Here is a 24,633-nt window from a genome sequence, read left to right as displayed (position 1 = left end):
CCCTCTCCTCCCGTCGATCCGCGTTCGACGTCGAAGGAGGGTCCCCGGCCGGTGCGGGGCCAACCTCGCCCGGATCGGGTGAGGCGGGTGGGCGCGGGCGCACGACGCGACGCCGGCCCCCGGGCGGGGGCCGGCGTCGCCGCGGCGGACGGTCAGTTGTTGGGCTCGTCGGCGCTGATGTCCGCCAGCACCGACTGCGGCTCGCGCTCGACCGCGAGGTCGCCCATCGAGATCAGGCCGACCAGCCGCCCGTCGTCGATCACCGGCAGCCGGCGTACGGCGTAGGTGCGCATCAGGTCGGCGGCGGCCACCGTGTCGTCGTACTGGCTCACCGTGATCACGTCCCGGCTGGTGATCTGGTTGAGCCGGGTCGAGTTCGGGTCCAACTGCTCGGCGACGCCCCGGACCGTGATGTCCCGGTCCGTGACGATGCCGGCCACGTCGGCGCCGTTGGTCACCACCACGTCGCCGATGGCGCTGTCGCGCATCTCCCGCGCCGCGGCGGTGAGCGTCTCGTTGCCGTCCATCGTCACCAACCGGGTCGTCATGAATTCTCCGACCGTTGTCATGGTGCTCCCCTCTCGGTGTCGGCACCCGCGGTCTACCCGCCCGACCCGAGGGGTAACGCGGTCCGACCGGCGGCCACGCGGAGCCGCGCTCAGCGGGGGCGGATCACCAGGGCACCACCCCGGCGTCCTCGAAGAAGCCGCCGGTGGGGCCGTCGTCGGGCAGGGTCGCGAGCCGGATCGCGGTCGCCGCGCCCTGTTCCGGGGTACGGACGCCACGGAATCCGTTGAGGTCGGTGGCGACGAAGCCGGGGCAGGCAAGATTGATCTTGATGTTGGTGCCCCGCAACTCCTTGGCGTACTGGATCGTGACGGCGTTGAGGAACGTCTTCGACGGCGCGTACGCCACGGAGAGCGGGCCCGTCGTCGCCGGGTCGTCGGAGGCGACCTGCCGGGCGAGGGAGCCGACGCCGCTGGACATGTTCACGATCCGCGGGGACGCCGAGCGGCGCAGCAGCGGCAGCATCGCGTTCGTGACCCGGATGACGCCGATCACGTTGGTCTCCACCGCGGTCCGCACGGTCTCGACCACGCCGTCCCCGGTGGGGTTCTGCGGCATGTCGCCGGTCACGCCCGCGTTGTTGACCAGGGCGTCGAGGCGGCCGGCGCGCTCGTCGACCAGCCGGGCGGCGGCGGCCACGCTCGCCTCGTCGGTCACGTCCAGCGGCACGCCGAACGCGTCGACGCCGGCCGCGCGCAGCTTCTCCACGGAGGCCTCCCGCCGCCGGGCGTCCCTCGCGCCCACGCCCACGCTCCAGCCGAGAGCGCCCAGTCCCGCCGCGATCTCGTAGCCGATCCCCTTGTTCGCGCCGGTGACCAGCGCAATCTTCTTTTCGCTCATGAAGTGATGCTGTCCGGCCCCGGGCCGGCCGCCAACACCGTCCGGGTGGGCGTCGATGCCCGCCGGGTATCGATGCGGCTCGGGCCGTCCCGCCGGTATCGTCGGGGTGTGGAGACGCGGGAGCTGCGGTACTTCGTCGCCGTCGCCGAGGAGCTGCACTTCGGGCGGGCGGCCCAGCGGCTCGGGATGACGCAGCCGCCGCTGTCCCGGGCCATCCAGCAGCTCGAACGGCGGCTCGACGTGGCGCTGCTGGAACGCACGAGCCGCGCCGTGACGCTGACCGAGGCGGGGTCGGTGCTGCTGCGCGAGGGCCGGGCGGCCCTCGACGCGGTCGACGCCGCCGACCGCCGCACCCGCCGCGCCGCCCGCGCCGCGACCGGCGACCCCGGTCTGGTCCTCGTCACGAAGGCCGGAGCAACCACCGAACTGCTGTCCAAGCTCCTCGACGCGTACGCCGCCGAGCCCGGCACGGTCGCCGTCGACGTGCTCCTGTGCGGCCCCGGCGAGCAGGAACGGCTGCTCCGCGACGGGCGCGCCGACGTGGCGCTGCTGCACCGGCCGTTCGACTCGACGACCGGGTTCGACACCGAGGAGCTGCGCACCGAGGGCCAGGTCGTGATCCTGCCGGCCGGGCACCCCCTCACCGCCCGGACCCACCTGCGCCTGGCCGACATCATCGAGCTGCCCGGCCTGCCGATGCCGTACCGGCTCCACCCCGACGGCACGTACGTGGACGGCTCGGGCCCGCCGTTCCGGTCCCACGAGCAGCTCTACCAGCTCATCGCGCTCCACCGGGCCTCGGCGGTCCTCCCCGACTCGTGCCGGGCCCACCTGCCGCGCGACGTCGCCGCCGTGCCCGTGCTGGACGCGCCGACGGTGACCACGGTGATCGCCTGGCCACCCCACAGCCGGTCCCGCGCCCTCGCCGGGCTGATCTGGGCGGCGACCCGCCTGTAGGGCTCCACCGCGCCGGCCGGGCCGGCCGTCAGGGCCGGGTGTCCGCGGTCCCCGGGCGGTCCCGGTCGCTGTCCAGCGGATCCCCGTCCCCGTGCCGGCCCGCTGGCCAGAACGTGTGGCAGGAGCCGCGGATACCCGCTGTCGCGGAAGTCAGCCGCGCGGTGGCATGCCGTAGACCCGCTCGACGTGCAGGCGTAACACCAGCCGCCCCTCGGCGACCATCGCGGCGCGGAAGTCGTCCCAGTCTGGGTGCTCGCCCTGCACGGCCCGGTAGAGCCCGACCAGTTCCTCCACCGTCGCGTCGTCCGGCCGCCGCGCCACCGGGGTCAGCTCGGCCCGCGCCTCGGCCACCGCGTACGCCCAGCCGTCGTCGCTGCTGACGTGGAAGCTGGCCCGGGGGTCCCGGCGCAGGTTGGCGGTCTTGGCCCGCCCGTCGGTGACCGAGACCCGGATCAGCCCGGCCGCCCGGTCGAAGGAGTAGACCACGTTCGACAGCTGCGGGCGCCCGTCCCGCTTGATGGTCGCCAGCACGCCCATCCACCGGCCCGCGATGAGCTCGGTGAGGGCGCTCCGGGTCTTCTCGTCCGCCACGGCAGCCTCCAGGTCGATTCGTCGTACCTGGGTCCATCCAACCCGACGCGCGGCCCGCCGGCCGGCCGACGCTACGGCCCGGCCGGCGGGAGCGGGGTCAGCGGCCCTCGGCGGCGACCAGCTCGGCGAGCTGCACCGCGTTGAGCGCGGCACCCTTGCGCAGGTTGTCGTTGGAGCAGAACAGGGCGAGGCCGTGCTCCGCCGTCTCGTCGGCGCGGATCCGACCCACGTACGTCGGGTCCTGGCCGGCGGCCAGCAGCGGGGTCGGCACGTCGGACAGGGCCACCCCGGGCGCGCCGTCGAGCAGCTCGCGGGCCCGCTGCGGGGTGATCGGCCGGGCGAACCGGGCATTGATCTGGAGCGAGTGGCCGGTGAAGACCGGGACGCGGACGCAGGTGCCGGAGACCCTCAGCCCGGGGATCTCCAGGATCTTGCGGCTCTCGTCGCGCAGCTTCTGCTCCTCGTCGGTCTCCCCGGAGCCGTCGTCGACGATCGAGCCGGCGAGCGGGAGCACGTTGAACGCGATGGGCCGGGCGAAGACCTGGGGGGCCGGGAACTCCACGGCCGTGCCGTCGAAGGCCAGCCCCGCGGCCTGCTCGGCCACCTTTCGGACCTGCTCGTCCAGCTCGGCCACGCCGGCCAGGCCGGCGCCGGAGACCGCCTGGTACGTCGAGACGACCAGGCCGACCAGCTCCGCCTCGGCGTGCAGCGGGCGCAGCACCGGCATCGCGGCCATCGTGGTGCAGTTCGGGTTGGCGATGATGCCCTTCGGGCGGTTCGCGGCGGCGTGCGGGTTGACCTCGGCGACCACCAGCGGCACGTCCGGGTCCGTCCGGAACGCCGACGAGTTGTCGATCACGACCGCGCCGGACTCGGCGACCCGGGGGGCCAACTCCTTCGCCGTGCCCTTCCCGGCGGAGAAGAGCACGATGTCCAGCCCGGAGTAGTCGGCCGTCGCCGCGTCCTCGACGGTCACCTCGCCGTCCCGCCACGACAGGGCACGCCCCGCCGAGCGGGCGGAGGCGAACAACCGCACCTGCTCAGCCGGGAACTCGCGCTCCGCCAACACCTGCCGCATCACGCCACCGACCTGGCCGGTGGCCCCCACAATGCCGATCCTCATGCCCGCGAGGCTACCCAGGTCGACGCCCCGGCCGGGCACGCTTTCCCACCGCCCGGACCCGTCCCGGCAGTGACCCGGCCCACCTCGACCAGCCCGCAACCGCAACGACGACCCCGGCGCGGAGCGTCGCCCGGAAGATCGCAGGCGACCCGGCCGTCGGGCCGTAACATCCGCGCCCGGCAGCCGCACGCCCGGCGCCGCCGGCCCTGGCAGCCGCCACGGCCCGCGCGACGGAGATCACATCCCCCTTCGCCGCGCGGGCCGGTCAGCCGGGCCGCCGTCGGGCGGGTCAGCGGGGGGCGTCGACGATTTCGCCGAGGTTGGTGGCGACGAGGTCGTCGCGGATCAGCGCGGCGTCGCCCTCCACCACCAGGGTGAGCGACTCCGGGTGCAGGTGCTCGGCGGCGGCGGCCGAGACCTCGTCGACGTCGGCGGCGAGCAGCGACTCACGCAGCCGGGCGTGGTAGTCGTCCGGCAGGTCGTGCACGACCAGGGTGGTCAGCGCCGACGCGATCGCCCGGGGGCTCTGCAGCTCGACCGAGAGCTGCCCGGCCCGCCAGGACCGGGCCACCGCGAGCTCGTCCTCGGTGACCCCGCCGACCTGGGTACGGCTGATCTCGCCGACCGCCTCCACCAGCGCAGGCGCGGTCACCGCCGTCTGCACGCCCGAGCCGACCGCGAACCGGCCGAACCGGCGGGACGAGGCGAACTCGCCCCGGATGCCGTACGTGTAGCCGCGCACTTCGCGGATCAGGTGGTTGAGCCGGGAGGTGAACGCCCCGCCGAGCACCGTGCCGGCCAGCAGCGACGGCACGTGGTCGGGGTGCGCCCGGTGCGGCGACGGGTGGCCCAGCCGCAGCGTGGACTGCACCGACCCGGGCCGGTCGACCAGGATGATCCGCCGCCCGGCGCGCAGCGACACGTCGATCGGACCGCCCTGGGAGACCGGGCCGCCGCCGGTGCCGGCGAACGCCGCCGCGCCGAGCGCGTCCAGGTCGAGGCGATCCAGGTCGCCGACGACGATCAGGGTGCCGGGACGGAGGAACCACTCGGAGTGGAAGACGGTGATGTCCTCGGGGTCCAGGCCGGCCACCGAGTCCGGGTCGCCGTACATCGGGCGGCCCCACCGGTTCTCCGCGCCGAACAGGTCGGCCCGCAGCGCCGCCTCGGCCCGGGGGCCCGGGTTCGCCCAATCCATCCGCAGGGCGGTGGCCTCGTCGTCGCGGACCCGCCGCACGTCGTCCGGGTCCAGCCGGGGCGTCCGGACGGCCTCGGCGAGCAGCTCCACGGCGGCGGGCAGCCGGTCCACCGGCACCTGGACGCTGACCTGGAACGAATCCCAGTCCAGCCCGGTCACCAGCTCGGTGCCGAGCCCCTCCACGGCCAGCGCGTACGAGGTGGCGTCCCGCTGCGCGGTGCCCTCCTCCAGGGCCTTGGCCAGCACCGCCCCGAGCCCTTCCCGACCGGCCGGCTCCCGACCGGCACCGGCGTCGAGCAGCAGCAGCGCCACGGCCAGGTTCTGCCCGGGCAGGTGCGCGGCGACGACCTGGCCGCCGGCCACCGAGCGGCGCACCACCTGCGGGAACCGGTACGGCCGGGCCAGCCCCGGCCCGGGACGTTCGGCGATCAGGCTCATCGGGGTTTCCTTCCGTTCACGACTGCGGGGCCGGCGGACAGCGGATCGCGGCGGCCCACCGGGCGGCGGCGCTCGGTCGTCGCCCTCACGCGCTCTCCTCAGGCAGGTAGGTCAGGGTCAACCGGTCCTCGGCGCGCAGCATCTCGGCGGCGAGCTCGGCGATCTGCTCGGCGGTCACCGCGAGCCAGGCGGGCAGCCGCTCGGCGGCGACGGCCGGATCGCCGAACTGGGTGGCGTACCGGCCGAGAGCGTCGGCGCGTCCGTCGACCGTGGACATCTGCCGCCACCACCCGGTGCTCAGCAGCGCCTTGGCCCGGTCCAGCTCCGCGGCGGTGACGGGCACGGTGGCCAACTCGTCGACCACCTCGGCCACCCCGGCGGCCAGCCGCTCGCCGCTCACCCCGGGGCGGGCGGTGGCCGTGGCGATCAGCGGGGCGGGGGCGTGCGCGAGGTCCACCCCGTAGGAGCCGACCAGGTCGGGCTGGGCGATCCGCTCGCCGTCGGCGAGGCGCTGGTAGAGCCGGCTGCCCCGGCCGCTGCCCAGCACGGTGGCGAGGACGGTGAGCACGTCGTACCCGGGGGTGCCGAAGGCGTGGGTGCGGTGCGCGACGTAGACGCGGGGCGCGGGCACCGCGGCCGTGACGGTCTCCGTCACCGGCCCGCCGCCGCCCGGCACGTGCCGGCCGTCCGGCGCGGCCGGGATCGACTCCCGGGCCGGGAGGGCGCCGAAGTACTTGTCGGCCAGCGCGAACACCTCGGCCGCGGTGGCGTCGCCGACCACGGTCAGCACCGCGTTGTTCGGCGCGTAGTAGGTGCGGTGGAAGTCCTGGAAGGTGGCCAGGTCGGCGGCGTTCAGGTCGGCCATCGACCCGATGGTCGCATGGTGGTACGGGTGCCCCGGCGGGTAGAGCAGCGGCAGCAGCCGCAGCCACGCGTCGCCGTACGGCACGTTCTCGTAGCGCTGGCGGCGCTCGTTCTTGACCACGTCCCGCTGGTTGTCCAGCGTCTCCTGGGTCAGCGCCGGCACCAGGCCACCCATCCGGTCGGCCTCCAGCCAGAGCGCCAGCTCCAGATGCTCGGCCGGGACGGTCTCGAAGTAGTTCGTCCGGTCCGGGTTGGTGGTGGCGTTCAGGGAGCCGCCCGCGCCCTGGACGAGCTTCATGTGCTCGGTCTTCGCCACGTTGACCGAGCCCTCGAACATCAGGTGCTCGAAGAGGTGGGCGAACCCGGTCTGCCCGTCCGGCTCGTGCCGGGAGCCCACGTCGTACCAGAGGTTCACGGCGACCGCAGGGGCGGCGCGGTCCTCGCTCACCACCACGCGTAGACCGTTGTCCAGTCGGGTCGTTTCGATCGGCCAGGGGTAACCGCTGTCGGGCATGGCCCGACGCTATCCGATCGGCGGGACGGAAAGGTGACGCGCGCGTGGTCGGCGCGGCGGCGGGCCCGCCGCCGCAGCCCGTCGGGAGCGCCGGGCGTGGTGACGATCCTGGGTACGCCCGGACCGCCGACCGGGGTCCCGCCGGGAGCGCGGCGTGCCGGCCGCGCGCCCGGCGCGCGCCCGCTCAGTCCGGGGGCTCGATCGGCGGCACCGTCTCCTCCGAGGTGCGCTGCTCCGGCACCGTGTCGGGGGCGGCGTTCTGGTCCTCCTCCCGCAGGTCCGACTCGGTGAGGATGGCGGCGGCCTGGGCCCGCGGGTCGTCGCTGCCGGCGGCGGCCTCCTCGGGCAGCAGGTGGGCCCGGGACTCGATCCGGTCCTGGTCGCTGTGAGCATTCGTCATGCCGGCCTCTGTACCCCGTGCGCGGCTCGGCGGAACGGGCCGTGCACCCTCGTAGGTGATCCGGCCGCATCGGGTATCCTGGTCGCCGTGACATGGTGCTATCGATGGTTTAGGCAGCCGGCTGGAGGAGCCGGTGACTTCACCATGATTTGACGTCACTCCTCTTCGAGCCGGCTGGGCAGGGACATTGGTTCCTGCCCTTTTGCGTATGAGCAGCCGGCTCGACCCTGGGCGCCGGCCCCGGGGCACGGTCGGCGGAAGGAACCCCACCGTGACCACCCCGGACAACCATCGCGTCATCGACCAACGGATCGATCGCATCGTGCCGTTGACCACCCCGGCCCTGCTGCACCACCACCTGCCCCTGGACGCGCCGCTCACCGAGGCAGTGCTCGACGGCCGGCGCGCGGTCAGCCGGGTGCTCGACCGTGCCGACGACCGGCTGCTGGTGGTGGTCGGCCCGTGCTCGGTGCACGACCCGGCCGCCGCGCTGGACTACGCGGCCAGGCTGCGGACCGTCGCGGACCGGCTCGCCGACGACCTGCTGATCGTGATGCGGGTGTACTTCGAGAAGCCGCGCTCGACGGTCGGCTGGAAGGGCCTGATCAACGACCCCGGGCTGGACGGCTCGGGCGACGTGAACACCGGCCTGCGTACCGCCCGCGCGCTGCTGCTGGACGTGCTGCGGCTGGGCCTGCCGGTTGGCTGCGAGTTCCTCGACCCGATCACCCCGCAGTACATCGCCGACACGGTGGCCTGGGGTGCGATCGGCGCGCGCACCGTGGAGAGCCAGGTGCACCGGCAGCTCGCCTCCGGCCTGTCCATGCCGATCGGCATGAAGAACCGCCCCGACGGCAGCATCGGCACCGCCGTGGACGCCATCCGGGCGGCCGGCGTCCCGCACGTCTTCCCCGGGATCGACGTCTCCGGCACCCCGGCGATCATGCACACCCGGGGCAACGTCGACGGCCATCTGGTGCTGCGCGGCGGCAACGACGGCCCGAACTTCGACGCCGCCTCGGTGGCCGGGGCGCTGGACCTGCTCCGGGCGGCCGGCCTGCCGGAGCGGGTGGTGGTCGACGCGAGTCACGCCAACAGCGGCAAGGACCACCGCCGCCAGCCGCTGGTCGCCGCCGACGTCGCGGACCAGCTCGCCGCCGGCCAGCGCGGCATCGTCGGCATCATGCTGGAGAGCTTCCTGCTCCCCGGCCGACAGGACCTCGACCCCACCCGCGAACTGGAGTACGGCCGTTCCGTCACGGACGCCTGCCTCGGCTGGGACACCACGCAGGAGGTCCTCGACACCCTGGCCACCGCCGTCCACACCCGCCGCACCACGACGGCCCCCCTCACCCCTCCGGCCTGACCCCACCCACACCCCGGCCGCCCCCGCCCCGGTGATCAAGAGCTTCGCGTCAGAAATCGCCCCGCCGGACCTGACGCAAAGCTCTTGATCGACGTACGTGGGGGTGGGGTTCGGTCGCGGGGGTGGGATGGGGTGGGGTTTGACCGTTTCCGGCTCGGGTAGCTGACCGTCGTGACCGACGACGCACCCGTGACGGACCCAGCTGTGGACGACGCCGAGCTGGCCGCCGACACCGATCTGCCCGCCGACACCGACCCGACCGGGGACGCCGGGGCGGCCGAGGAGCCGGACGCCCGGCTGCTCGACGAGCTGCTCGACGAGATCTACCACGGGCAGGAGCGGATCAGCCAGGCGGACATCTACCGCCGGGCGGTCGCCGCCGAGCTTCCCGCGGTGCTGCTCACCCGGATCGCCGCGCTGCCCCAGGGCGAGTACGCGGTGGACGAGGCCGCCGATCTGCTGGGCGGGTCGGCTGCCTGACGCCTCGGGTTCGGCCGGCACGAGCAGGCCCACGGCGGCCGACGCCGTCACCCGGGCCGACCGCGGCACCGACCCCGCCCCGACCACGGAGAGGACAGCGAGATGACCGATCGCGAGGAGCAGCGGGAGGAACACGTCCCGGCGCTCGGCCAGCCGCCGGAGGGCCTGGACAACACGCCCGAGCCGGACTTCGCCGACGAGCACGACCTCACCGCCGTCGACCCCGACATCATCACCGGCGACGAGGACGACGAGGAACGCGAGACGGAGTCGCCGCACGGCTGGTCCGGCATGCAGCGCTGACGCCCGACGAAGACCGTATGCAGCGCTGAGGCAACGCCGGACGGGTACGGGGAGGCGGCCGGCGGCCCCTCCCCGTACCCGTGTCAGTCCTTGTCGCGACCGCCGTCGGCGGCCCGCTGGGCGACGGCGTAGCCCATCTGGAGGAAGTCGGAGGCCGCCACCGCGGTCAGCGCGGTGGCCACCAGCCGGGTGAGCCGGGGGGCCAGCACCAGGCCGCCGGTGAGCCCGGTGGCCACCCAGACCGCCAGGCAGAACGGGCAGCTCAGCAGCTCGCCGATGGCGTGCCGGGTGGGACTGCCCGAGTCCCGGACCTGCTCCATCACCTCGCCGGAGCCGCTCGGGCGGTCGTACCGGGTGAACGGGGCGCGCAGCGGGCTGGTGACCGCGTCCTTGGACAGCAGCCGGCTGAGCTTGTGGGTGGCGATGGAGAGCAGCACCACGTCCGACGGGCTGGGCCGCTCCGGCACCGGCCGGCCGGTCGCCCTGACCAGTCCGGCGAGCGTGGCGGTCACCCCGGCGTAGGTGCCCATCGCCACCAGGTAGCCACCGAGCGGCCGGTGCTCGTGCGGCGCGTACGCCTGGCGCAGCCGCGCCACCTTCTGCTTCAGGCTGCTGTCGCTCAACCGCGTCTCCTCGTTCTCTGCGCGTGCTGGCGCGCGGCGCGCCGGCAGCGGGTCCGGCTGCCGGCTCAACCGGCGGTCAGGTTGTCGGCCACCTCGCGGGCGAGGTTGGCCAGGGTTTCCTCGGCCAGTCCCGGATCCGCCTGGCCGGCTGCCCCGGCCAGGTCGAGCTGGACCCTGGCACCCCCGGCGTCCGTGGGCTCCACCCGGATCTCGGCCGACCAGCCGGGGGCGGAGGCGCTGGCCCACCGGGCCCGCATCTGCCCGGGGCTGACATCGGGGCGGCTGCGGCCGTCGGACCGCAGCGGCTGGGGCAGCCACGCGGCGGCCCGGTCCGGGTCGGTCGCCGTGTTGAAGACCACCTCTGGTGGCGCGGACATCCCGCGCTCCGCGTGCTCCGCCATCACTCGTCCCGCAGCCGGGCCGGGTCGACCTCGCGGCCCGGGTGCCGGGCCAGGTACTCGGTCTCCAGCTCTGCCGTGCGCCGCAGGTGGTTCGCGAGCGCCGAGTCCGCCGCGTGCCGCAGCGTGTCGAGCCGGGTGCGGTGCAGGCTGTGTATCTCGCGGATCAGGTCCTCGTCGGCGAGCTCGGTGGGGTCGATCCCCAGCTCGCCGTCGACAACCCCGTCGTCGGTGGACATGTCGTGGACGTGGTCGCCGTCCCACTCGGGCATCCGCTGCTCCGGGCTGGCTTCCGTCGGGCCGCCGGTCTGCCGCACTGATTCGGTCATCGTCGCCCCCTCGTCTCGTCTGGCTGGCGTCTAGACGGATGCCCACACCGGCCACCACCAAACCCCGAACTACGACGCCACGTCGGAGATCGTCCCGACTCCCGGTACCCTCGAACCCATGAAACGGCTCTGGACACCGGCGTGGATCGCCCGCCACGTGGCCATGGTCGTGCTGGTCGTCAGCTTTCTCGGGCTGGGCTGGTGGCAGATCACCCGGGCCGCCGACGGCAACTCCATCAGTTGGGGTTACGCCGTCGAGTGGCCGGTCTTCGCCGCGTTCGTCATCTTCGTCTGGTGGCGTGAGCTGCGGCACACCCTGCGCTCCGCCGCGGACGGGCCGTCGGCGGGCGGCGAGGAAACGGGCGGCGACATCATGGCCGGCGCGGCCCTGTCGGCGTCCGGCACCCCGACGGGGGTACGCCGACCCGTGCGGGTCGCCCGGGTGTCCGCGGTGCCGGCCGGCGGCCCCGAGGACGCCGACCTGGCCGCGTACAACCGCTATCTGGCGTGGTTGAACGCCAATCCGGGCTCCCGGCCCGGTGACTATCCCGGCTGACGCCGGTTCGCGACTACCCGGCCGAGGCCGGTTCGGAAGGACGGACGAAGGTGGGCGGAGCCCTTACCCGGTACCGCGTGATCGCCTGGATCGTGGGCGTGGCGTTGGCCGTGCTGGTCCTGATCGGCATGCCGCTGAAGTACGGGTTCGACGAGCCGACGGTGGTCGCCATCGTCGGGACGGCGCACGGCTGGCTGTACATGCTCTACCTGGCGGCGACGTTCGACCTGTCCCGCCGGGCGGACTGGCCGCTGAAGCGGATGCTGCTGGTGATGCTCGCCGGCACGGTGCCCTTCGTGTCCTTCTACGCCGAGCGGCGGGTGAGCCGCTGGCTGGCTCCCGAGCGCGCCCGCACCCCGGAGCCGGTCGCCGGCTGACGCTGACCCGGCCGGGTCAGCGGTCCGGGCGCCAGAACTCCTCGACGGTGGCCCAGCCGCCGTACCGCACGCCCTCGCGGGCCCGGTGCACGGCGCGGCTGACCTGCCCGAACTGCCGCTGGTCGTCGCTGCTGAACAGCAGCACCCGGACGCCCCGGTGCCAGCCCCACAGCTCGTACGGCGGCGGGCGCCAGCGGGCGCCGACCGCCGCGAGCAGCACGGGCAGCAGGCCCACCACCCCGAGAGTCAGGTACGCCCCGGCGGTCAGCCGTTGCAGGCCGCCGGTGAAGCCGAGCAGCAGCCCCACCCCGGCGATCATGACGGCGGTCACCGCCACCGCCCGGACGGCGAGCCGGTCGTGTGGGCCCCGGGCGGTGTGCAGGTGGGTCAGGTCGGCGATCGCGAAGCTGCTGTGGCCGACCGTGAACCGGTCCGTCGTGACGACGATCCCGGGCTGGGCATAGAGCAGGGCAGGGGGCGCGGGGGTCACCCTCGGTGACCGGCGCGGGCGGGTAGCGGAGCCATCTCGGATCACGGCTGTCTCCCACGGCTGAGGGGCCGGGAGCGGTCCCCGCGGCGCCGGTTGACGCCTGGCGGGATTCCCGGCTCCGCTCCATTGTCTGACCATCTGGCCAGCCCAGGCCCCGATTTTCCGGAGCCGGGGGCGGGCTTGCGGTCCCCTGCGCGCCGGCAAGAGGCCACCAATTCCGGCTTGTCCGGCTATTAATCGTCGCGTCCGGCAGCATCCGCCCAGAACGACGAAAGCCATGGAACGCCCGTTCGGCACATCCGGTCGCGCCGGTCGCGCCGGAGCGCCTCCCCGACAACTACCGAACGTGACTGTATCTCGCGACACATCTGGCCGTTTCGCCACTTTCGCCCCTGCTTCACCTGCGGGTAACTTCCGTCCCGGGTTAGGTTGGGCGGGTCGGACCGGTCGACGGCCGTCCAACCGGACAGCCCCGGGCCGGCGTCGCCGCGGCGTCCCGCGACGCCCGGCGACTGGTGGGAGAGGAGCCCTCCGCTCTTGTCGTACCTCAGGAATTCGCTGCGCGCACTGGCGGCGGCCGGCCTCGCGGCCGTGCTGATCGCCCCGGCGTCGGCGGCTCAGGCCGAGCCGTCGCCCGCCGAACTGACCCAGCGAATCGAGAAGTCCTCGACCGAGTTGGAACGGGTCGTCGAGTCCTACAACAAGCTCACCGAGGACATCAAGGCGAACAAGGCCGCTGCGGCGAAGCTGACGGCCCGGATCGGGCCACTGGAGGCACAGACCGCGCAGAGCCGGGCGGACGTCGGCGAGATCGCCGTCACCGCGTACAAGACGGGCCGGATGGACACCGCCAACGCGCTGCTGAGCGCGGGCGGCCCGAGCAACCTGCTGGACCGGCTGGACACCCTCGACCAGCTCACCCGGCAGCGCCAGCAGCGGATCTCCGGCTTCACCGAGAGCCAGCGCCGACTGCTCGACCAGAAGGCCCGGCTCGACGCGACGCTGGCGAAGCAGGCCGCGCAGGCCAAGCAGCTCGCCGCCGGCAAGAAGAAGATCGAGAAGGACCTGGCCGAGCTCTACGAGATGCGCCGTCAGGCGTACGGGCGGGCCACCGAGCCGCCGGCGCCGGCACCGAGGACGAAGTCGAAGTCGGGCGGGGGTTCCGCCGAGCAGGCGCCCGCCGTCTCCGGCCGGGCGGGCACCGCGGTCCGGTACGCGTACGGCGCCCTCGGCAAGCCCTACGTCTGGGCCGCCGACGGCCCGAACGGGTACGACTGCTCCGGCCTCACCTCCGCCGCCTGGCGGGCGGCCGGCAAGTCGCTGCCGCACAACACGAAGATGCAGTGGGGCGTGGTCAGCCACATCAGCCGCAGCGAGTTGCGCCCGGGCGACCTGGTCTTCTACAACAGCCTCGGGCACGTGTCCATCTACGTCGGCGGGGGCCAGGTGATCCACGCGCCGACCTTCGGCCGCAACGTGGAGAAGCGGAACGTCGACCTGATGAAGCCCTACGGGTACGGCCGGGTCCGCTGACGGCACCGACCCGAACGGCGAACGGCCGGCGTCCCCCTGTCGGACGCCGGCCGTTCGCCGTTATTGCTACCAGGTCAGGCAGCCTGCAGCCCCTCCGCCCGGGCGAGCTCGCGCAGCCGGCCCAGGGCTTGGATCTCCAACTGCCGGATCCGCTCCCGGGAGAGGGAGAACCGCGAGGCGACCTCGGTCAGCGAGTGCTCCCGCCCGTCCTCCAGGCCGTAGCGGGCCCGCATGATGCCGGCCGACCGGTCGTCGAGGTGGTTGAGCAGACCCTCGATGCGCTGCCGCTCCAGCCCGGTCAGGACGATGTCCTCCGGCGACGGGGCGTCGCTGTCGGCGACCAGGTCGCCGAGTTTGGTGTCGCCGTCGTCACCGATCGGGGTGTCCAGCGACACCGTGTCCTGCGACCAGCGGACCAGCTCGTTGACCCGCGCGACGGTCACGCCGAGGGACGCCGCGATCTGCTCCGGCTCCGGGTCGCCACCCAGCTCGCGGGTGAGCTGCCGGATCACGTTCCGCATCCGGTTGACGTCCTCGACCAGGTGCACCGGCAGTCGCACGGTGCGCTCCTGCTGCGCGATGGCCCGGCTGATCGCCTGGCGGATCCACCAGGTCGCGTAGGTGGAGAACTTGTAGCCCCGCTCGTAGTCGAACTTCTCGACCGCCCGGACCAGGCCGGTGTTGCCCTCCTGGATCAGGTCGAGCATGGGCATGCCCGAACGCACGTAGCGGCGGGCGATGGAGACGACCAGCCGCAGGTTGGCGCGGATGAAGAGGTCCTTCGCCCGCTCCCCCTCGGCGACTACACGCTCCAGTTCGTCCCGGTCGACACCGGAGGGAACGCGGTCCGCGTTGAGCAGGTGCTCGGCGTAGAGGCCGGCCTCGATCGCCTTGGAGAGGTCGACCTCCATGGCGGCGTCCAGCAGTGGCGTCCGGGAGATCTCGTGAAGGTAGACTCCGACGAGGTCGCGCTCCTCGGCCACCTCGTCGGTTCGCATGCCGATGTTCTTGTCCACGTTGCCCACGGTCCCCTCGCTCGCGCCGGTTGCCCGGTTCCTTGCCATCCCCACGTACATCAGCCCTCCCCCGTGACTTCCGCTGTGCCCACTGGTGCTGACCTGACACCTGCACAACAGCTGAGACGGGCCCGGGATTCCATGTCGTGAGTCGAAAGTGTCACGAATGCCTGAGTAGTAGCTGAGAGCCCGATCCATGTTTGCTGTCAGCACCCCGTCGGGCGGCTCGCCGTTTGCGCCACGGACAGGCCGGCGGATCGGCGGACAACGCCGCCCCCAGGAATGGCATCACTGCCGGCCCCGGGGCACAGCGATCCGCGTCACCGCCGCGCTGCGATCCTGGTCACCGCCTGATACGCGCCGACGGACCGCCCGGTTCATTCACGGACACGGAATACCCTCGCCCCGGTCGAACAATCCGGGGCAGGCGCGAAGTCCCACTCCGGGCAGGGTCGTGACCAACGTCACCGGGCGCGGCCCGACGCAGCACCCCGGTGACGGGACCGCAGCTCAGGTGGCGAGCAGGGCGAGGGCGCCGCGGACCTGGTGGGCGGAGCGGGCCAGGGCGGCCCGGGCGGCGGACACCTCGGCCCCGGAGACCAGCGACACCAGGGCGGTCTTCAGGTCGCCGTCGGCCTCGTGCAGGGCCAGCCGGCAGACCTCCTCGGCGCAGCCGGTGGCCTCCATCAGGATCGAGATCATCCGGCCCCGCAGCTTGGCGTTGGTGGCCACCATGTCGATCATCAGATTCGAGTAGACCCGACCCAGCCGCACCATCACGGCGGTGGAAAAGGTGTTGAGCACCAACTTCTGCGCGGTGCCCGCCTTCATCCGGGTCGACCCGGTCACCACCTCGGGGCCGGTGTCCACGCCGATGAAGACGTCGACCGCCGAGGCGGCCTTCGCCTCCGGGTTGGCGCAGAGCAGCACGGTCGAGGCCCCCTGCGCCCTGGACGCGGCGAGCGCCCCGAGAACGTACGGGGTGCGCCCGCTGGCGGCCAGGCCGACGACCAGGTCGCCGGTGCCGACGCAGTCCGCCGCCGCGGCCGCTCCGCCCCCGTGGTCGTCCTCGGCGTCCTCGACGGCCCGCCACATCGCGTCGGAGCCGCCGGCGATGTGGGAGCAGAACCAGTGCCGGGGCGAATTGAAGGTGGGAGCCAACTCGGCGGCGTCGAGCACCCCGAGCCGGCCGGAGGTGCCGGCGCCGAAGTAGTGCACCCGGTGCCCGCCGCGCAGCGCGGTGACCGCGAGGTCGACGGTGGTGGCGATCTCGTCGAGGACCGCCGCGACGGCCGCCGGCACCCGGCGGTCCGCCTCATTGATCACGGTGAGCACGTCCCGGGTGGACATCAGGTCGAGGTCGAGGCTGAGCGGGTTGCGTCGCTCGGTCGGTGCGCCCACCCGGACCACCGGGCGGGCCGGGACCGTGGCCACCTCGTCGGGCTGGACCCGGCGGGCGGTCATCCCCGCCTCCGGTTGGAGCCGACCCGGTGGGTCTGCACCGCCTCGGCGGTGACCTCCAGCGCCTTGCGGGCCCGCGTCCGGTTACGGGCGGCCACACCGACGAAGAGGCAGTCGACCACGGTGAGCTGGGCCAGCCGGCTGGCCATCGCGCCGGAGCGGTAGGTGGTCTCCCGGGCCGCCGTGGTGAGCACGAAGTCGGCGACGTCCGTGATCGGCGAGCGGGGGAAATTGGTCAGCGCGGCTGTGGCCGCACCCCGGGACCGGGCCTGCTCCAGCACCTCGATCACGTCGGCGGTGGTGCCGGTGTGTGAGATGCCCAACGCAACGTCGCCCTTGCCGAGCAGGGCCGCCGAGGTGAGCGCTGTGTGCACGTCGGGGAAGTAGAACGCTGTTCGGCCGATGCGATGCAGCTTCTGCTGGAAGTCGGAGGCCACGAAGCCGCTGGCACCCGCGCCGTACACCTCGATCCGGCTGGCGCCGACGATCGCCTCGACGACCTGCTCGCAGACGGCCGGGTCGAGCTGCTCGGCCGTCTCCTCGACTGCCCGCGCGTCGTTGAACGCGATGGTGGCGATGATCTGGGCCAGGTCGGCACCGGGCGGGATGTCGCCGCCGACCACCCGGGCATCCGGGGGCTCGATCCGGCGGGCCGCCTCGGCGGCGAGGCGGATGCGCAGCTGCGGGTAGCCGTTCATGCCGACCGAGCGGCAGAACCGGATCACGGTCGCCTCGGATGTCTCGGCGGTGGTGGCGAGGTCGGTGATGGTGCGCCGGGCTGCGTCCGCGGGGTCGGCGACCACCAGCCGCGCCACCCGCTGCTCGGCGGGCGACAGCGAGGGGAGCAAACCGCTGATGTGGACGATCAGTCCACCCGGCTCGTGACTCGCAGAAATCTTCGGACTCTTCACCACGGATGAAACTTACTTTCATGAAGCGTGAGCGTCAACCATCTCCCCGCGTATCGGGAAAAAGTACTCCGGACGTTCATCATTGTTGCGCCGAACACCGCCATTTCCGCAGCTTCCGGCCCCTTCCCCGGCAGGGCCCCGCCCCCTGCCGGTCGGCGGCCGACGCCCCGCCGTTGCGGCGGCCCGGCCTGCCGGGCCCGGGACAGCCGGCGACCCGGCCGGGGCGGCGCGAACGGTCGAGGCCGCGGCCCGGCGCGAGCGTTCCGGCCTACGGGCGGCCCTGAGCCGCCAGTCGCCGGCCCGCGCCCCGGCCTGCCGCGTCGACCCGACCCGGGCCGGACGGTGCCGGCTCCCCGACCGGCACGGGTTGCCCGACCTGCGCAGACTCCCCGACCTGCGGAGGCTCCCCGACCTGCGGAGGCTCCCCGGCCTGTGGAGGCTCCCCGGCCTGCACGGACTCCCCGGCCGGCGCGGGCCGCTCGGTCGGCAGCCAGGCGGCCAGGTGGGCCCGGATCTGCCGGGAGACCTCCTCCTGCGGGCGACCGGCATCGACCACCACGAAGGTCGGAAACTCGGGCAGCGTCCGGTAGGCGGTGTCGGCGGCGGTCAGCCAGCCGATGGTCTCGTGGTCGGTGCCACGCCGCTCGATCCGCCGGTACGCCTCGGCCGGCTCGACGGTGAGCAGGAAGGTGACCTGCGGCGGCGGGAACATCCGGTATCCGGCGCGGGCCAGCCGCTCCCAGCGCTGCCCGCCATGCGCCCGGATGCTCGCGTACTGGCAGGCGGAGTAGCGGTCCATCACGGCCGTGCGGCCGGTGACCAGGCAGCTCAGCAGCGCCGCCGCGATGGCGAGCCAGCGCAGCAGGGACTCGATGGCGAGCAGGCCGCGCCGGCCGACCAGCCGCTCGGCGTCCCGGCGGCCGAGCCGTTGGGCGAGGCGCCCGAGCCAGCGGCGCCCGCCGGCGTTGCGGTGGTATGTCGCCGGACGCCCGGCGGCGGTGAGCGCCTCGGCGAGGTGGTGGGCCTGAGTGGTCTTGCCCGAGCCGTCAATGCCGATCAGGGCTACGGCGCGCAGTCGGGCCTTGCCGCGCCGCTCCCGCAATGATCTGGCCACTCTCCGCAGCCTATCGGACCCGTGCCCACCACGGCGGTTTGTCCTTCCGCACCCCATTGCCGCCCCGTCGGGCGAGGCTCAGGTGTGGGCGACCTCTGTGCCGGGTACGCAATTCGAATCCGCCTGTCCACCTCACGACCGACGGGAGAGCCAGATGGCCGAGCGCGGGGACGAGACCCTGGTGCACACGCTGAAGAAGGTCGCCGCCGTGCTCAAACAGTCCGAGATCCCGTTCGCCCTCGGCGGCAGCTTCGCGGTGTACGCCCACGGCGGGCACTCCAGCGACCACGACGTCGACTTCCTGATCCGGGGACAGGACGTCGACCGGGCGATGGAGGCCCTGGTCGAGGCGGGCTTCACCGCCGAGCGCCCGCCCGAGGACTGGCTGGTGAAGGTCTACGACGATGGCCGGATGGTGGACCTGATCCACCGGCCGATCGAGACCCCGGTGACCGAGGAGACCTTCGCCGACACGATCGTCCGGCCGGTGGACGCGATCCACATGCCGGTGCTCTCGGCGAGCCAGCTCATGGTGCACAAGCTGCTCAGCTTCTCCCAGCATTACTGCGACTTCGCCCGGGCGCTGCCGCTGGCCCGGTCGCTGCGGGAGCAGATCGACTGGGAACGGGTACGGAAGGAGACGCAGCACTCGCCGTACGCCGAGGCGTTCCTGGTGCTGCTCGACCGGCTGGACGTGGTGCCGCACTCCGGCGCCACCGAGGAGAAGGAGATCGTGTGAGCGCGTACCGCGACCATGCCGCCGGGACGCCCGCCGTCGCCGCCGGCCCGCCCGACGAGTACGTGGAGGCCGAGATCCAGCGGCTGCTCGCCGAGGACCCGGCCGTCGCCGAGCAGGGAATCACCGTGGTCCGCCGGGAGCGGGGCCTGGTGCTCTACGGCGAGGTGGAGAGTCCGCACCGGCGGGAGGAGATCCTGCGCCGGGTGGCCGAGCGCTTTCCCGACGTGCCGGTCACCAGCGACATCGGGGTGATCCGCGCGCAGGCGCCCACGGAAGTCGAGCAGTTGCCGTGAGGGAGGTCGAAAGGTGATCCGGATCGCCGCCGTGGGCGATGTGCACGTGGACCAGGACGTGGTGGGCCGGTTCCGGCCCGCCCTCAACGAGCTGGCCGACTGCGCCGACGTGCTGCTGCTCGCCGGCGACCTGACCCGGCACGGCACCGAGGCCGAGGCCCGCTGCGTGGCCGAGGAGTTCGGCGGGCTGGGGGTGCCGGTGGTGACGGTGCTCGGCAACCACGACCACCAGTGCGACCAGGTGCCACAGGTGGTCAAGGTTCTTGAGGACGTGGGCATCCGGGTGCTGGAGGGCGAGGGGATCGTGCTGGAGTTCGCCGGCGGGCGACTCGGCGTGGCCGGGGTGAAGGGCTTCGGCGGTGGCTTCGCCGGCCGGTGCGCCAGCGACTTCGGCGAGCCGGAGATGAAGTCGTTCGTCCGGACCACGAACGAGAGCGCGGAGGCGCTGGGCGCGGCGCTGCGAGGGCTGGACTGCGACCTGCTGGTCGCGCTCACCCACTACTCCCCCGTGCCGGACACCCTGGCGGGCGAGCCGCTGGAGATCTACCCGTTCCTCGGCTCGTACCAGCTCGGGCAGGCAATCGACTCGGCGCCGACCGCGCTGGCCCTGCACGGGCACGCGCACGCCGGCAGCGAGCGGGGCACCACCCCGGGCGGGGTCCGGGTCCGCAACGTCGCACACCCGGTGATCAAGCAGGCGTACAGCATCTTCCATCTGGGAGATCATCTGGACGCCGGCGAGGTTTCCCGGATCGGCCACTCGGGTATTCAGCAACCATGGAGCTGATTCTCTGGATTCTCGCAGTCATTCTCGTGGTCGCCGGCATTCTGGCGCTCTTCCGCCGGCAGATCCTGTGGGGCGTCGTCCTCATCGTGGTCGGGCTGTTGGTCGGCCCGGGTGGTGTCAGCATCTTCAGTTGACGCCTGATTTCGTAACCACCACCGACCCGCCGGGGTCGTCGTGACCGGAGCTCCGTCCTCCCAGACAGGAGCAACGGTCAGGGCGGCCCCGGCGTCCTGCCGTCCGTAGGCCGGGTGGGCGCGGGCGGAGTTTGGGTGCCCGGATCGCCGGGCACCTCTTCGACATGACGGTCTCGGACAGCGTCCGGCGGTCGACCGGGGCGCGGAAGTGGTGGGCGCTGCTCGGCTTCGGCACGGCGGTGACGGTGGCCGCCGCCGTGGGCGGGCTCGGCGTGCGGGGCACCTCCGAGGAGTACGCGAGCCTGAACCAGCCGGACTGGGCACCCCCGTCCTGGCTGTTCGCCCCGGTCTGGACCCTCCTGTACGCGCTGATCGCCATCGCGGGGTGGCTGGTCTGGCGGCGGGTCGGCTTCGGCCCGGCGCTGTGGGCCTGGACCGCCCAGCTCGTGCTGAACGCGATCTGGACCCCGCTGTTCTTCGGCGCCGGCCGGTACGGTCTCGCCTTCGCCGAGATCGTGCTGATGTGGCTGGCCATCGGGGTGACGGTGGCGCTCTTCGCGAAGCTCTCCCGCCCGGCAGCGGCGCTGCTGCTGCCGTACTGGGCCTGGGTCACCTTCGCCGCCGCCCTGAACTGGTCCGTCTGGCAGCTGAACTGAGAGCAGTGCCCCCTGTCGACGCGGGGCGTCGACAGGGGGAACCCCTATCGCGTCAGCAGCGCGGGACGTTGGGGATGTAGCCGTCGTAGCCCGTGTAGACGTAGGCGTCGGCGATGTACCGGCCGCTGCCGATCCGGTCCCAGATCGAGCTGGTGCCGTACGTGCCGGTGACCGTGGTGCCGCTGGTCTGGCACTGGATCGTCACCTTCGTCCCGTCGGCGACGGTTCCGACCGAGCCGTGTCCGGTGCCCGGGCCGGAGCGGACCGTCAACGGGGTGCCCGCGGTGTCCACCGTGCCGGAGCCGGCGCCCGAGGAGCAGTTGTTGTTGCTGGTGTAGGTCTTCGTGCCCCAGTACAGCGCCACCGTGCCGTTGAACCTGACCTGGATGTCGTTGCCGTTGAGCCGCTGCTCGTAGTGCAGGTGCGGCCCGGTGGAGCCCCCGGTGCTGCCCACCCAGCCGATCACCTTGCCGTAGCCGACGCTCTGCCCGACCGACACGTTGAAGCCGTTGAGGTGGGCGTAATAGGTGGCGTACCCGCCGCCGTGGTTGATCCGGACGTACTTGCCGTAGCTGGTGCCGCCGAGGTCGGTCACCCGGTCGACGGTGCCGGGGGCGCTGGCCACCACCGGGTCGCCCAGGTCGTCCGTGCGGTTGAAGTCGACCGCGTAGGCCGGGCTGTGGCCGGTCCGGGTCTGGCCGGACCAGGACTGGCCGCAGGGGAACGGCACCTTGAAGCTCGGGGCGGCCATGGCCGGGGCCGCCGGCACCAGGGTCGCCGCCACCAGCAGGCCGACCGCCGTGAGGCTGAACCACCGCTTACGCATCCAGCACCTCCGATGTAGACAAACTTCAATTGACTGCTTTCATCGTGACAGAAAATTCCACCCCCCGAAAGGCCCTCGAACGGCCCTTCGGGCGACCCCCGGACGACCACGACCCCTATGCGTGGGAGCGCGCCCACTAGGGGTGAGCGGGTTTCGGGATTGTTACTCGTCCGTGTCCGGCTGGGGCTGGACTCGCCCCAATGCAAGCGCTTGCATGTGTTGACGCCCATCGGACCGGCGCTGCGTCGAGCACGACCGCGCCGGCAAGGAAGGAGAACGGCATGGCGGTATCTGCCAGACCACGCCAGGCTCTCGCGGTCGCCGGCGCACTGGGGCTGGCGCTCAGCGTCACTGCCTGCGGCACCGGCGACGACAAGAAGAGCGAGAACGCGGGCTCCGCGGAGTGCGCGGCATATGAGAAGTACAAGGGTCAGGACGGCAAGAAGGTCACGATCTACTCGTCGATCCGGGACATCGAGGAGGACCGCCTCGAGCAGTCCTGGAAGCAGTTCGAGGACTGCACCGGCATCGAGATCAACCACGAGGGCAGCGGCGAGTTCGAGGCCCAGCTCGGTATCCGGGTCGACGGCGGCAACGCGCCCGACCTGGCCTTCATCCCGCAGCCCGGCCTGGTCAAGCGGTTCGTCGACTCCGGCAAGCTCAAGCCGGCCGGCGCCGACACCAAGGCGATGGCCGAGCAGAACTACTCGGCCGACTGGCTGAAGTACAGCACCGTGAACAGCCAGTTCTACGGCGCTCCGCTCGGCTCGAACGTCAAGTCCTTCGTGTGGTACTCGCCGAAGACGTTCAAGGAGAAGGGCTGGACCGTCCCCACCACGTGGGACGAGCTGACGGCCCTCAGCGACAAGATCGCGACGAGCGGCACCAAGCCGTGGTGCGCCGGCATCGAGTCCGGTGACGCCACCGGCTGGCCGGCCACCGACTGGATCGAAGACCTGATGCTGCGGACGCAGACCCCCGAGGTCTACGACCAGTGGACCACCCACGGCATCCCGTTCAACGACCCGAAGGTCGCCGAGGCCCTCGACAAGGCCGGCACCATCCTCAAGAACGAGAAGTACGTCAACGGCGGCTTCGGCGGCGTGAAGAGCATCGCCACCACCTCCTTCCAGGAGGCGGGCACGCCGATCACCGCCGGCAAGTGCGCCCTGCACCGGCAGGCGTCCTTCTACGCCAACCAGTGGCCGAAGGGCACCAAGGTGGCCGAGGACGGCGACGTCTTCGCGTTCTACTTCCCGGCGATCGACCCCGCCAAGGGCAAGCCGGTCCTCGGCGGCGGCGAGTTCGTCGCGGCCTTCGCCGACCGCCCCGAGGTCCAGGCGGTGCAGACCTACCTGGCCTCCGGCGAGTACGCCAACAGCCGCGCCAAGATCGGTGACTGGGTGTCGGCGAACAACAAGCTCGACCTGGCCAACGTGCCGAACCCGGTCGACAAGCTCTCCGTCCAGATCCTCCAGGACCAGAAGACCGTGTTCCGCTTCGACGGCTCGGACCTGATGCCGGCCGCCGTCGGTGCCGGGACCTTCTGGAAGGGCATGGTCGACTGGATCAACGGCAAGGACACTGCCACGGTGCTCAAGGGCATCGAAAGCAGCTGGCCGAAGTGATCCCGGCGGTGGGCCGGCCCGTTGAAGAGGGCCGGCCCACCGGCCGCGTCGAAACCCCGAAGGAGGGTTGATGGAGTTCGACTTCGCCGAAGAGCAGCCGAAGCTCCTCATGCTGATGTACGGGCTGATCGCGTTCGTCGCGGTCGTCGGGAGTCTGTTGCTGCTCCTCGACGCCGTGCCGTCCTGGTTCGCCCGACGCCGCGAGGCACAGCTGGTCGCCGCCTCGGCGAGCGGGGCCCCGCTGCCCCGGCGCCCGAAGCAGCGCGAGGGCATGTTCGCGTTCTTCTTCCTGCTGCCCGCGGTGCTGCTGCTCCTCATCGGCCTGGTCGTCCCGGCCATCCGCACCACGCTGCTCTCCTTCATGGACGGCAGCAGCGACAACTGGGTCGGTCTGCGCAACTACACCTGGATGTTCTCCGAGGACTCGATCGTCCGGGTGCTGATCAACACGCTCGTCTGGGTGCTGCTGGTGCCGCTGTTGGCCACCGCGTTCGGGCTGCTCTACGCCGTCATGGTGGACAAGGCCCGGTTCGAGTCGGTGGCCAAGTCACTGATCTTCATGCCGATGGCGATCTCGTTCGTCGGCGCCGCGATCATCTGGAAGTTCGTCTACGCCTTCCGCGGCGACGGGCAGGAGCAGATCGGTCTGCTCAACCAGATCGTGGTGAGCCTCGGCGGCGAGCCGAAGCAGTGGCTGCTGGACTCTCCGCTGAACACCCTGCTGCTGATCGTGATCATGGTCTGGATCCAGGCCGGCTTCGCCATGGTGGTGCTCTCCGCCGCGATCAAGGCCATCCCGGGCGACATCGTCGAGGCCGCCCGGCTGGACGGGGTCAGCCCGTGGCAGATGTTCTGGCAGATCACCATGCCGAGCATCCGGCCGGCGCTGATCGTCGTGGTGGTGACGCTGTCGATCGCCACGCTCAAGGTCTTCGACATCGTCCGGACCGCGACCAACGGCAACTACGACACCAGCGTCATCGCGAACGAGATGTACAACCAGGCGTTCCGGTACGGCCAGAACGGGCAGGGCTCGGCGCTGGCGGTGTTCCTCTTCGTCCTGGTGATCCCGCTCGTGATCTACCAGATCCGCAACCTGCGTCAACAGCGGGAGGGCTGAG

General features: G+C 72.4%; 30 protein-coding genes. 14 read left to right on the top strand and 16 right to left on the bottom strand.

Features of this window, described 5'->3' with window-relative positions:
* Positions 1–152: 152 nt before the first annotated feature.
* Both OG559_RS17805 and OG559_RS17800 read right to left on the bottom strand, forming a co-directional pair.
* A complete protein-coding gene (locus OG559_RS17805) occupies positions 153–569 on the bottom strand; it encodes a CBS domain-containing protein (protein ID WP_396669985.1) in 417 nt (138 codons plus the stop codon).
* Positions 570–672: 103 nt separating this feature from the next.
* Positions 673–1,407 carry an SDR family oxidoreductase gene (locus OG559_RS17800; protein WP_405105189.1) on the bottom strand — a complete coding sequence of 245 codons (735 nt, stop codon included), beginning with the start codon at positions 1,405–1,407 and terminating at the stop codon, positions 673–675.
* Between the two features lie 108 nt (positions 1,408–1,515).
* On the opposite strand from OG559_RS17800, the gene OG559_RS17795 reads away from it, so the two are divergent.
* The gene (locus tag OG559_RS17795) at positions 1,516–2,364 is read left to right on the top strand and encodes a LysR family transcriptional regulator (RefSeq protein ID WP_405105187.1); all 849 of its coding nucleotides are present in this window, start codon (positions 1,516–1,518) and stop codon (positions 2,362–2,364) included.
* 150 nt (positions 2,365–2,514) lie between these two features.
* Here OG559_RS17795 and OG559_RS17790 read toward each other — a convergent pair whose 3' ends face one another.
* From OG559_RS17790 to OG559_RS17770, 5 genes are all read right to left on the bottom strand, one after another.
* Positions 2,515–2,955 (bottom strand): PPOX class F420-dependent oxidoreductase, encoded by a 441-nt coding sequence (locus tag OG559_RS17790; RefSeq protein WP_405105185.1) that lies wholly within the window; start codon positions 2,953–2,955, stop codon positions 2,515–2,517.
* A gap of 97 nt (positions 2,956–3,052) precedes the next feature.
* A complete protein-coding gene (locus OG559_RS17785; protein WP_405105183.1) occupies positions 3,053–4,078 on the bottom strand; it encodes an aspartate-semialdehyde dehydrogenase in 1,026 nt (341 codons plus the stop codon).
* A 289-nt stretch (positions 4,079–4,367) separates the two neighbouring features.
* The gene (locus tag OG559_RS17780) at positions 4,368–5,714 is read right to left on the bottom strand and encodes a M16 family metallopeptidase (RefSeq protein WP_405105181.1); all 1,347 of its coding nucleotides are present in this window, start codon (positions 5,712–5,714) and stop codon (positions 4,368–4,370) included.
* 85 nt (positions 5,715–5,799) lie between these two features.
* Positions 5,800–7,092, bottom strand: a complete 1,293-nt coding sequence (locus OG559_RS17775) for a M16 family metallopeptidase (RefSeq protein WP_405105179.1) — start codon at positions 7,090–7,092, stop codon at positions 5,800–5,802.
* A gap of 184 nt (positions 7,093–7,276) precedes the next feature.
* Positions 7,277–7,492: a hypothetical protein gene (locus OG559_RS17770; protein ID WP_387015920.1), complete on the bottom strand. Its 216-nt coding sequence runs from the start codon at positions 7,490–7,492 to the stop codon at positions 7,277–7,279.
* A gap of 208 nt (positions 7,493–7,700) precedes the next feature.
* Between OG559_RS17770 and OG559_RS17765 the strand changes: the two genes are divergently transcribed.
* From OG559_RS17765 to OG559_RS17755, 3 genes are all read left to right on the top strand, one after another.
* Entirely contained in the window at positions 7,701–8,858 is a 1,158-nt protein-coding gene (locus tag OG559_RS17765; protein WP_405105177.1) for a 3-deoxy-7-phosphoheptulonate synthase, read from the top strand.
* A 237-nt stretch (positions 8,859–9,095) separates the two neighbouring features.
* Positions 9,096–9,338: a hypothetical protein gene (locus OG559_RS17760; RefSeq protein ID WP_405116746.1), complete on the top strand. Its 243-nt coding sequence runs from the start codon at positions 9,096–9,098 to the stop codon at positions 9,336–9,338.
* 102 nt (positions 9,339–9,440) lie between these two features.
* Positions 9,441–9,641 (top strand): hypothetical protein, encoded by a 201-nt coding sequence (locus OG559_RS17755; RefSeq protein WP_405105175.1) that lies wholly within the window; start codon positions 9,441–9,443, stop codon positions 9,639–9,641.
* Between the two features lie 83 nt (positions 9,642–9,724).
* Here the strand turns inward: OG559_RS17755 and OG559_RS17750 are convergent, their stop codons facing one another.
* The 3 genes from OG559_RS17750 to OG559_RS17740 all read right to left on the bottom strand — a co-directional run bounded on the left by OG559_RS17750 (position 9,725) and on the right by OG559_RS17740 (position 10,991).
* A complete protein-coding gene (locus tag OG559_RS17750) occupies positions 9,725–10,264 on the bottom strand; it encodes a DUF1360 domain-containing protein (RefSeq protein ID WP_396669992.1) in 540 nt (179 codons plus the stop codon).
* A 65-nt stretch (positions 10,265–10,329) separates the two neighbouring features.
* A complete protein-coding gene (locus OG559_RS17745; RefSeq protein WP_405105173.1) occupies positions 10,330–10,665 on the bottom strand; it encodes a hypothetical protein in 336 nt (111 codons plus the stop codon).
* On the bottom strand, positions 10,665–10,991 hold the full coding sequence (locus OG559_RS17740) for a DUF6158 family protein (protein ID WP_405105171.1): 327 nt from the start codon (positions 10,989–10,991) through the stop codon (positions 10,665–10,667). The genes OG559_RS17745 and OG559_RS17740 overlap by 1 nt, the downstream gene beginning before the upstream one ends.
* A gap of 118 nt (positions 10,992–11,109) precedes the next feature.
* On the opposite strand from OG559_RS17740, the gene OG559_RS17735 reads away from it, so the two are divergent.
* A complete protein-coding gene (locus tag OG559_RS17735) occupies positions 11,110–11,547 on the top strand; it encodes a hypothetical protein (protein ID WP_405105169.1) in 438 nt (145 codons plus the stop codon).
* Between the two features lie 50 nt (positions 11,548–11,597).
* Positions 11,598–11,924, top strand: coding sequence for a DUF3817 domain-containing protein (locus tag OG559_RS17730; protein ID WP_405105168.1), 327 nt, complete (start codon positions 11,598–11,600; stop codon positions 11,922–11,924).
* A 16-nt stretch (positions 11,925–11,940) separates the two neighbouring features.
* On the opposite strand, the gene OG559_RS17725 is transcribed toward OG559_RS17730, so the two are convergent.
* Positions 11,941–12,414 (bottom strand): DUF6232 family protein, encoded by a 474-nt coding sequence (locus OG559_RS17725; RefSeq protein ID WP_405105166.1) that lies wholly within the window; start codon positions 12,412–12,414, stop codon positions 11,941–11,943.
* 537 nt (positions 12,415–12,951) lie between these two features.
* Here OG559_RS17725 and OG559_RS17720 point away from each other — a divergent pair.
* Positions 12,952–13,947: an NlpC/P60 family protein gene (locus OG559_RS17720; protein WP_405105164.1), complete on the top strand. Its 996-nt coding sequence runs from the start codon at positions 12,952–12,954 to the stop codon at positions 13,945–13,947.
* Between the two features lie 74 nt (positions 13,948–14,021).
* Here the strand turns inward: OG559_RS17720 and OG559_RS17715 are convergent, their stop codons facing one another.
* From OG559_RS17715 to OG559_RS17700, 4 genes are all read right to left on the bottom strand, one after another.
* Entirely contained in the window at positions 14,022–15,011 is a 990-nt protein-coding gene (locus OG559_RS17715; RefSeq protein ID WP_405105162.1) for an RNA polymerase sigma factor RpoD/SigA, read from the bottom strand.
* Positions 15,012–15,473: 462 nt separating this feature from the next.
* On the bottom strand, positions 15,474–16,427 hold the full coding sequence (locus OG559_RS17710; RefSeq protein WP_405105160.1) for an N-acetylmuramic acid 6-phosphate etherase: 954 nt from the start codon (positions 16,425–16,427) through the stop codon (positions 15,474–15,476).
* Positions 16,424–17,338 (bottom strand): MurR/RpiR family transcriptional regulator, encoded by a 915-nt coding sequence (locus OG559_RS17705; protein WP_405105158.1) that lies wholly within the window; start codon positions 17,336–17,338, stop codon positions 16,424–16,426. Before OG559_RS17705 ends, OG559_RS17710 begins: the two co-directional genes overlap by 4 nt.
* A 265-nt stretch (positions 17,339–17,603) precedes the next feature.
* Entirely contained in the window at positions 17,604–18,449 is an 846-nt protein-coding gene (locus tag OG559_RS17700) for a dTMP kinase (protein ID WP_405105156.1), read from the bottom strand.
* Here OG559_RS17700 and OG559_RS17695 point away from each other — a divergent pair.
* The 5 genes from OG559_RS17695 to OG559_RS17675 all read left to right on the top strand — a co-directional run bounded on the left by OG559_RS17695 (position 18,385) and on the right by OG559_RS17675 (position 21,058).
* Positions 18,385–19,188: a nucleotidyltransferase family protein gene (locus OG559_RS17695; protein ID WP_405105154.1), complete on the top strand. Its 804-nt coding sequence runs from the start codon at positions 18,385–18,387 to the stop codon at positions 19,186–19,188. The genes OG559_RS17700 and OG559_RS17695 overlap by 65 nt on opposite strands.
* A complete protein-coding gene (locus OG559_RS17690; RefSeq protein ID WP_405105152.1) occupies positions 19,185–19,481 on the top strand; it encodes a hypothetical protein in 297 nt (98 codons plus the stop codon). The genes OG559_RS17695 and OG559_RS17690 overlap by 4 nt, the downstream gene beginning before the upstream one ends.
* 13 nt (positions 19,482–19,494) lie before the next feature.
* On the top strand, positions 19,495–20,268 hold the full coding sequence (locus tag OG559_RS17685; protein ID WP_396670005.1) for a metallophosphoesterase: 774 nt from the start codon (positions 19,495–19,497) through the stop codon (positions 20,266–20,268).
* On the top strand, positions 20,259–20,402 hold the full coding sequence (locus tag OG559_RS17680) for a GPGG-motif small membrane protein (RefSeq protein ID WP_350884567.1): 144 nt from the start codon (positions 20,259–20,261) through the stop codon (positions 20,400–20,402). The genes OG559_RS17685 and OG559_RS17680 overlap by 10 nt, the downstream gene beginning before the upstream one ends.
* Positions 20,403–20,566: 164 nt before the next feature.
* The gene (locus OG559_RS17675) at positions 20,567–21,058 is read left to right on the top strand and encodes a TspO/MBR family protein (RefSeq protein ID WP_405105149.1); all 492 of its coding nucleotides are present in this window, start codon (positions 20,567–20,569) and stop codon (positions 21,056–21,058) included.
* 52 nt (positions 21,059–21,110) lie between these two features.
* On the opposite strand, the gene OG559_RS17670 is transcribed toward OG559_RS17675, so the two are convergent.
* Positions 21,111–21,884, bottom strand: a complete 774-nt coding sequence (locus OG559_RS17670; protein WP_405105147.1) for a peptidoglycan DD-metalloendopeptidase family protein — start codon at positions 21,882–21,884, stop codon at positions 21,111–21,113.
* A 281-nt stretch (positions 21,885–22,165) separates the two neighbouring features.
* Between OG559_RS17670 and OG559_RS17665 the strand changes: the two genes are divergently transcribed.
* Positions 22,166–23,512, top strand: a complete 1,347-nt coding sequence (locus tag OG559_RS17665; RefSeq protein ID WP_405105145.1) for an ABC transporter substrate-binding protein — start codon at positions 22,166–22,168, stop codon at positions 23,510–23,512.
* 70 nt (positions 23,513–23,582) lie between these two features.
* Positions 23,583–24,632, top strand: a complete 1,050-nt coding sequence (locus OG559_RS17660) for a carbohydrate ABC transporter permease (RefSeq protein ID WP_405105143.1) — start codon at positions 23,583–23,585, stop codon at positions 24,630–24,632.
* Position 24,633: the final 1 nt, after the last annotated feature.

Source organism: Micromonospora sp. NBC_01405 (assembly GCF_045040155.1).
Classification (GTDB): Bacteria; Actinomycetota; Actinomycetes; order Mycobacteriales; family Micromonosporaceae; genus Micromonospora.
Note: the sequence above shows the minus strand (reverse complement) of the source record. Positions and strands in the feature narration are given on the sequence as shown.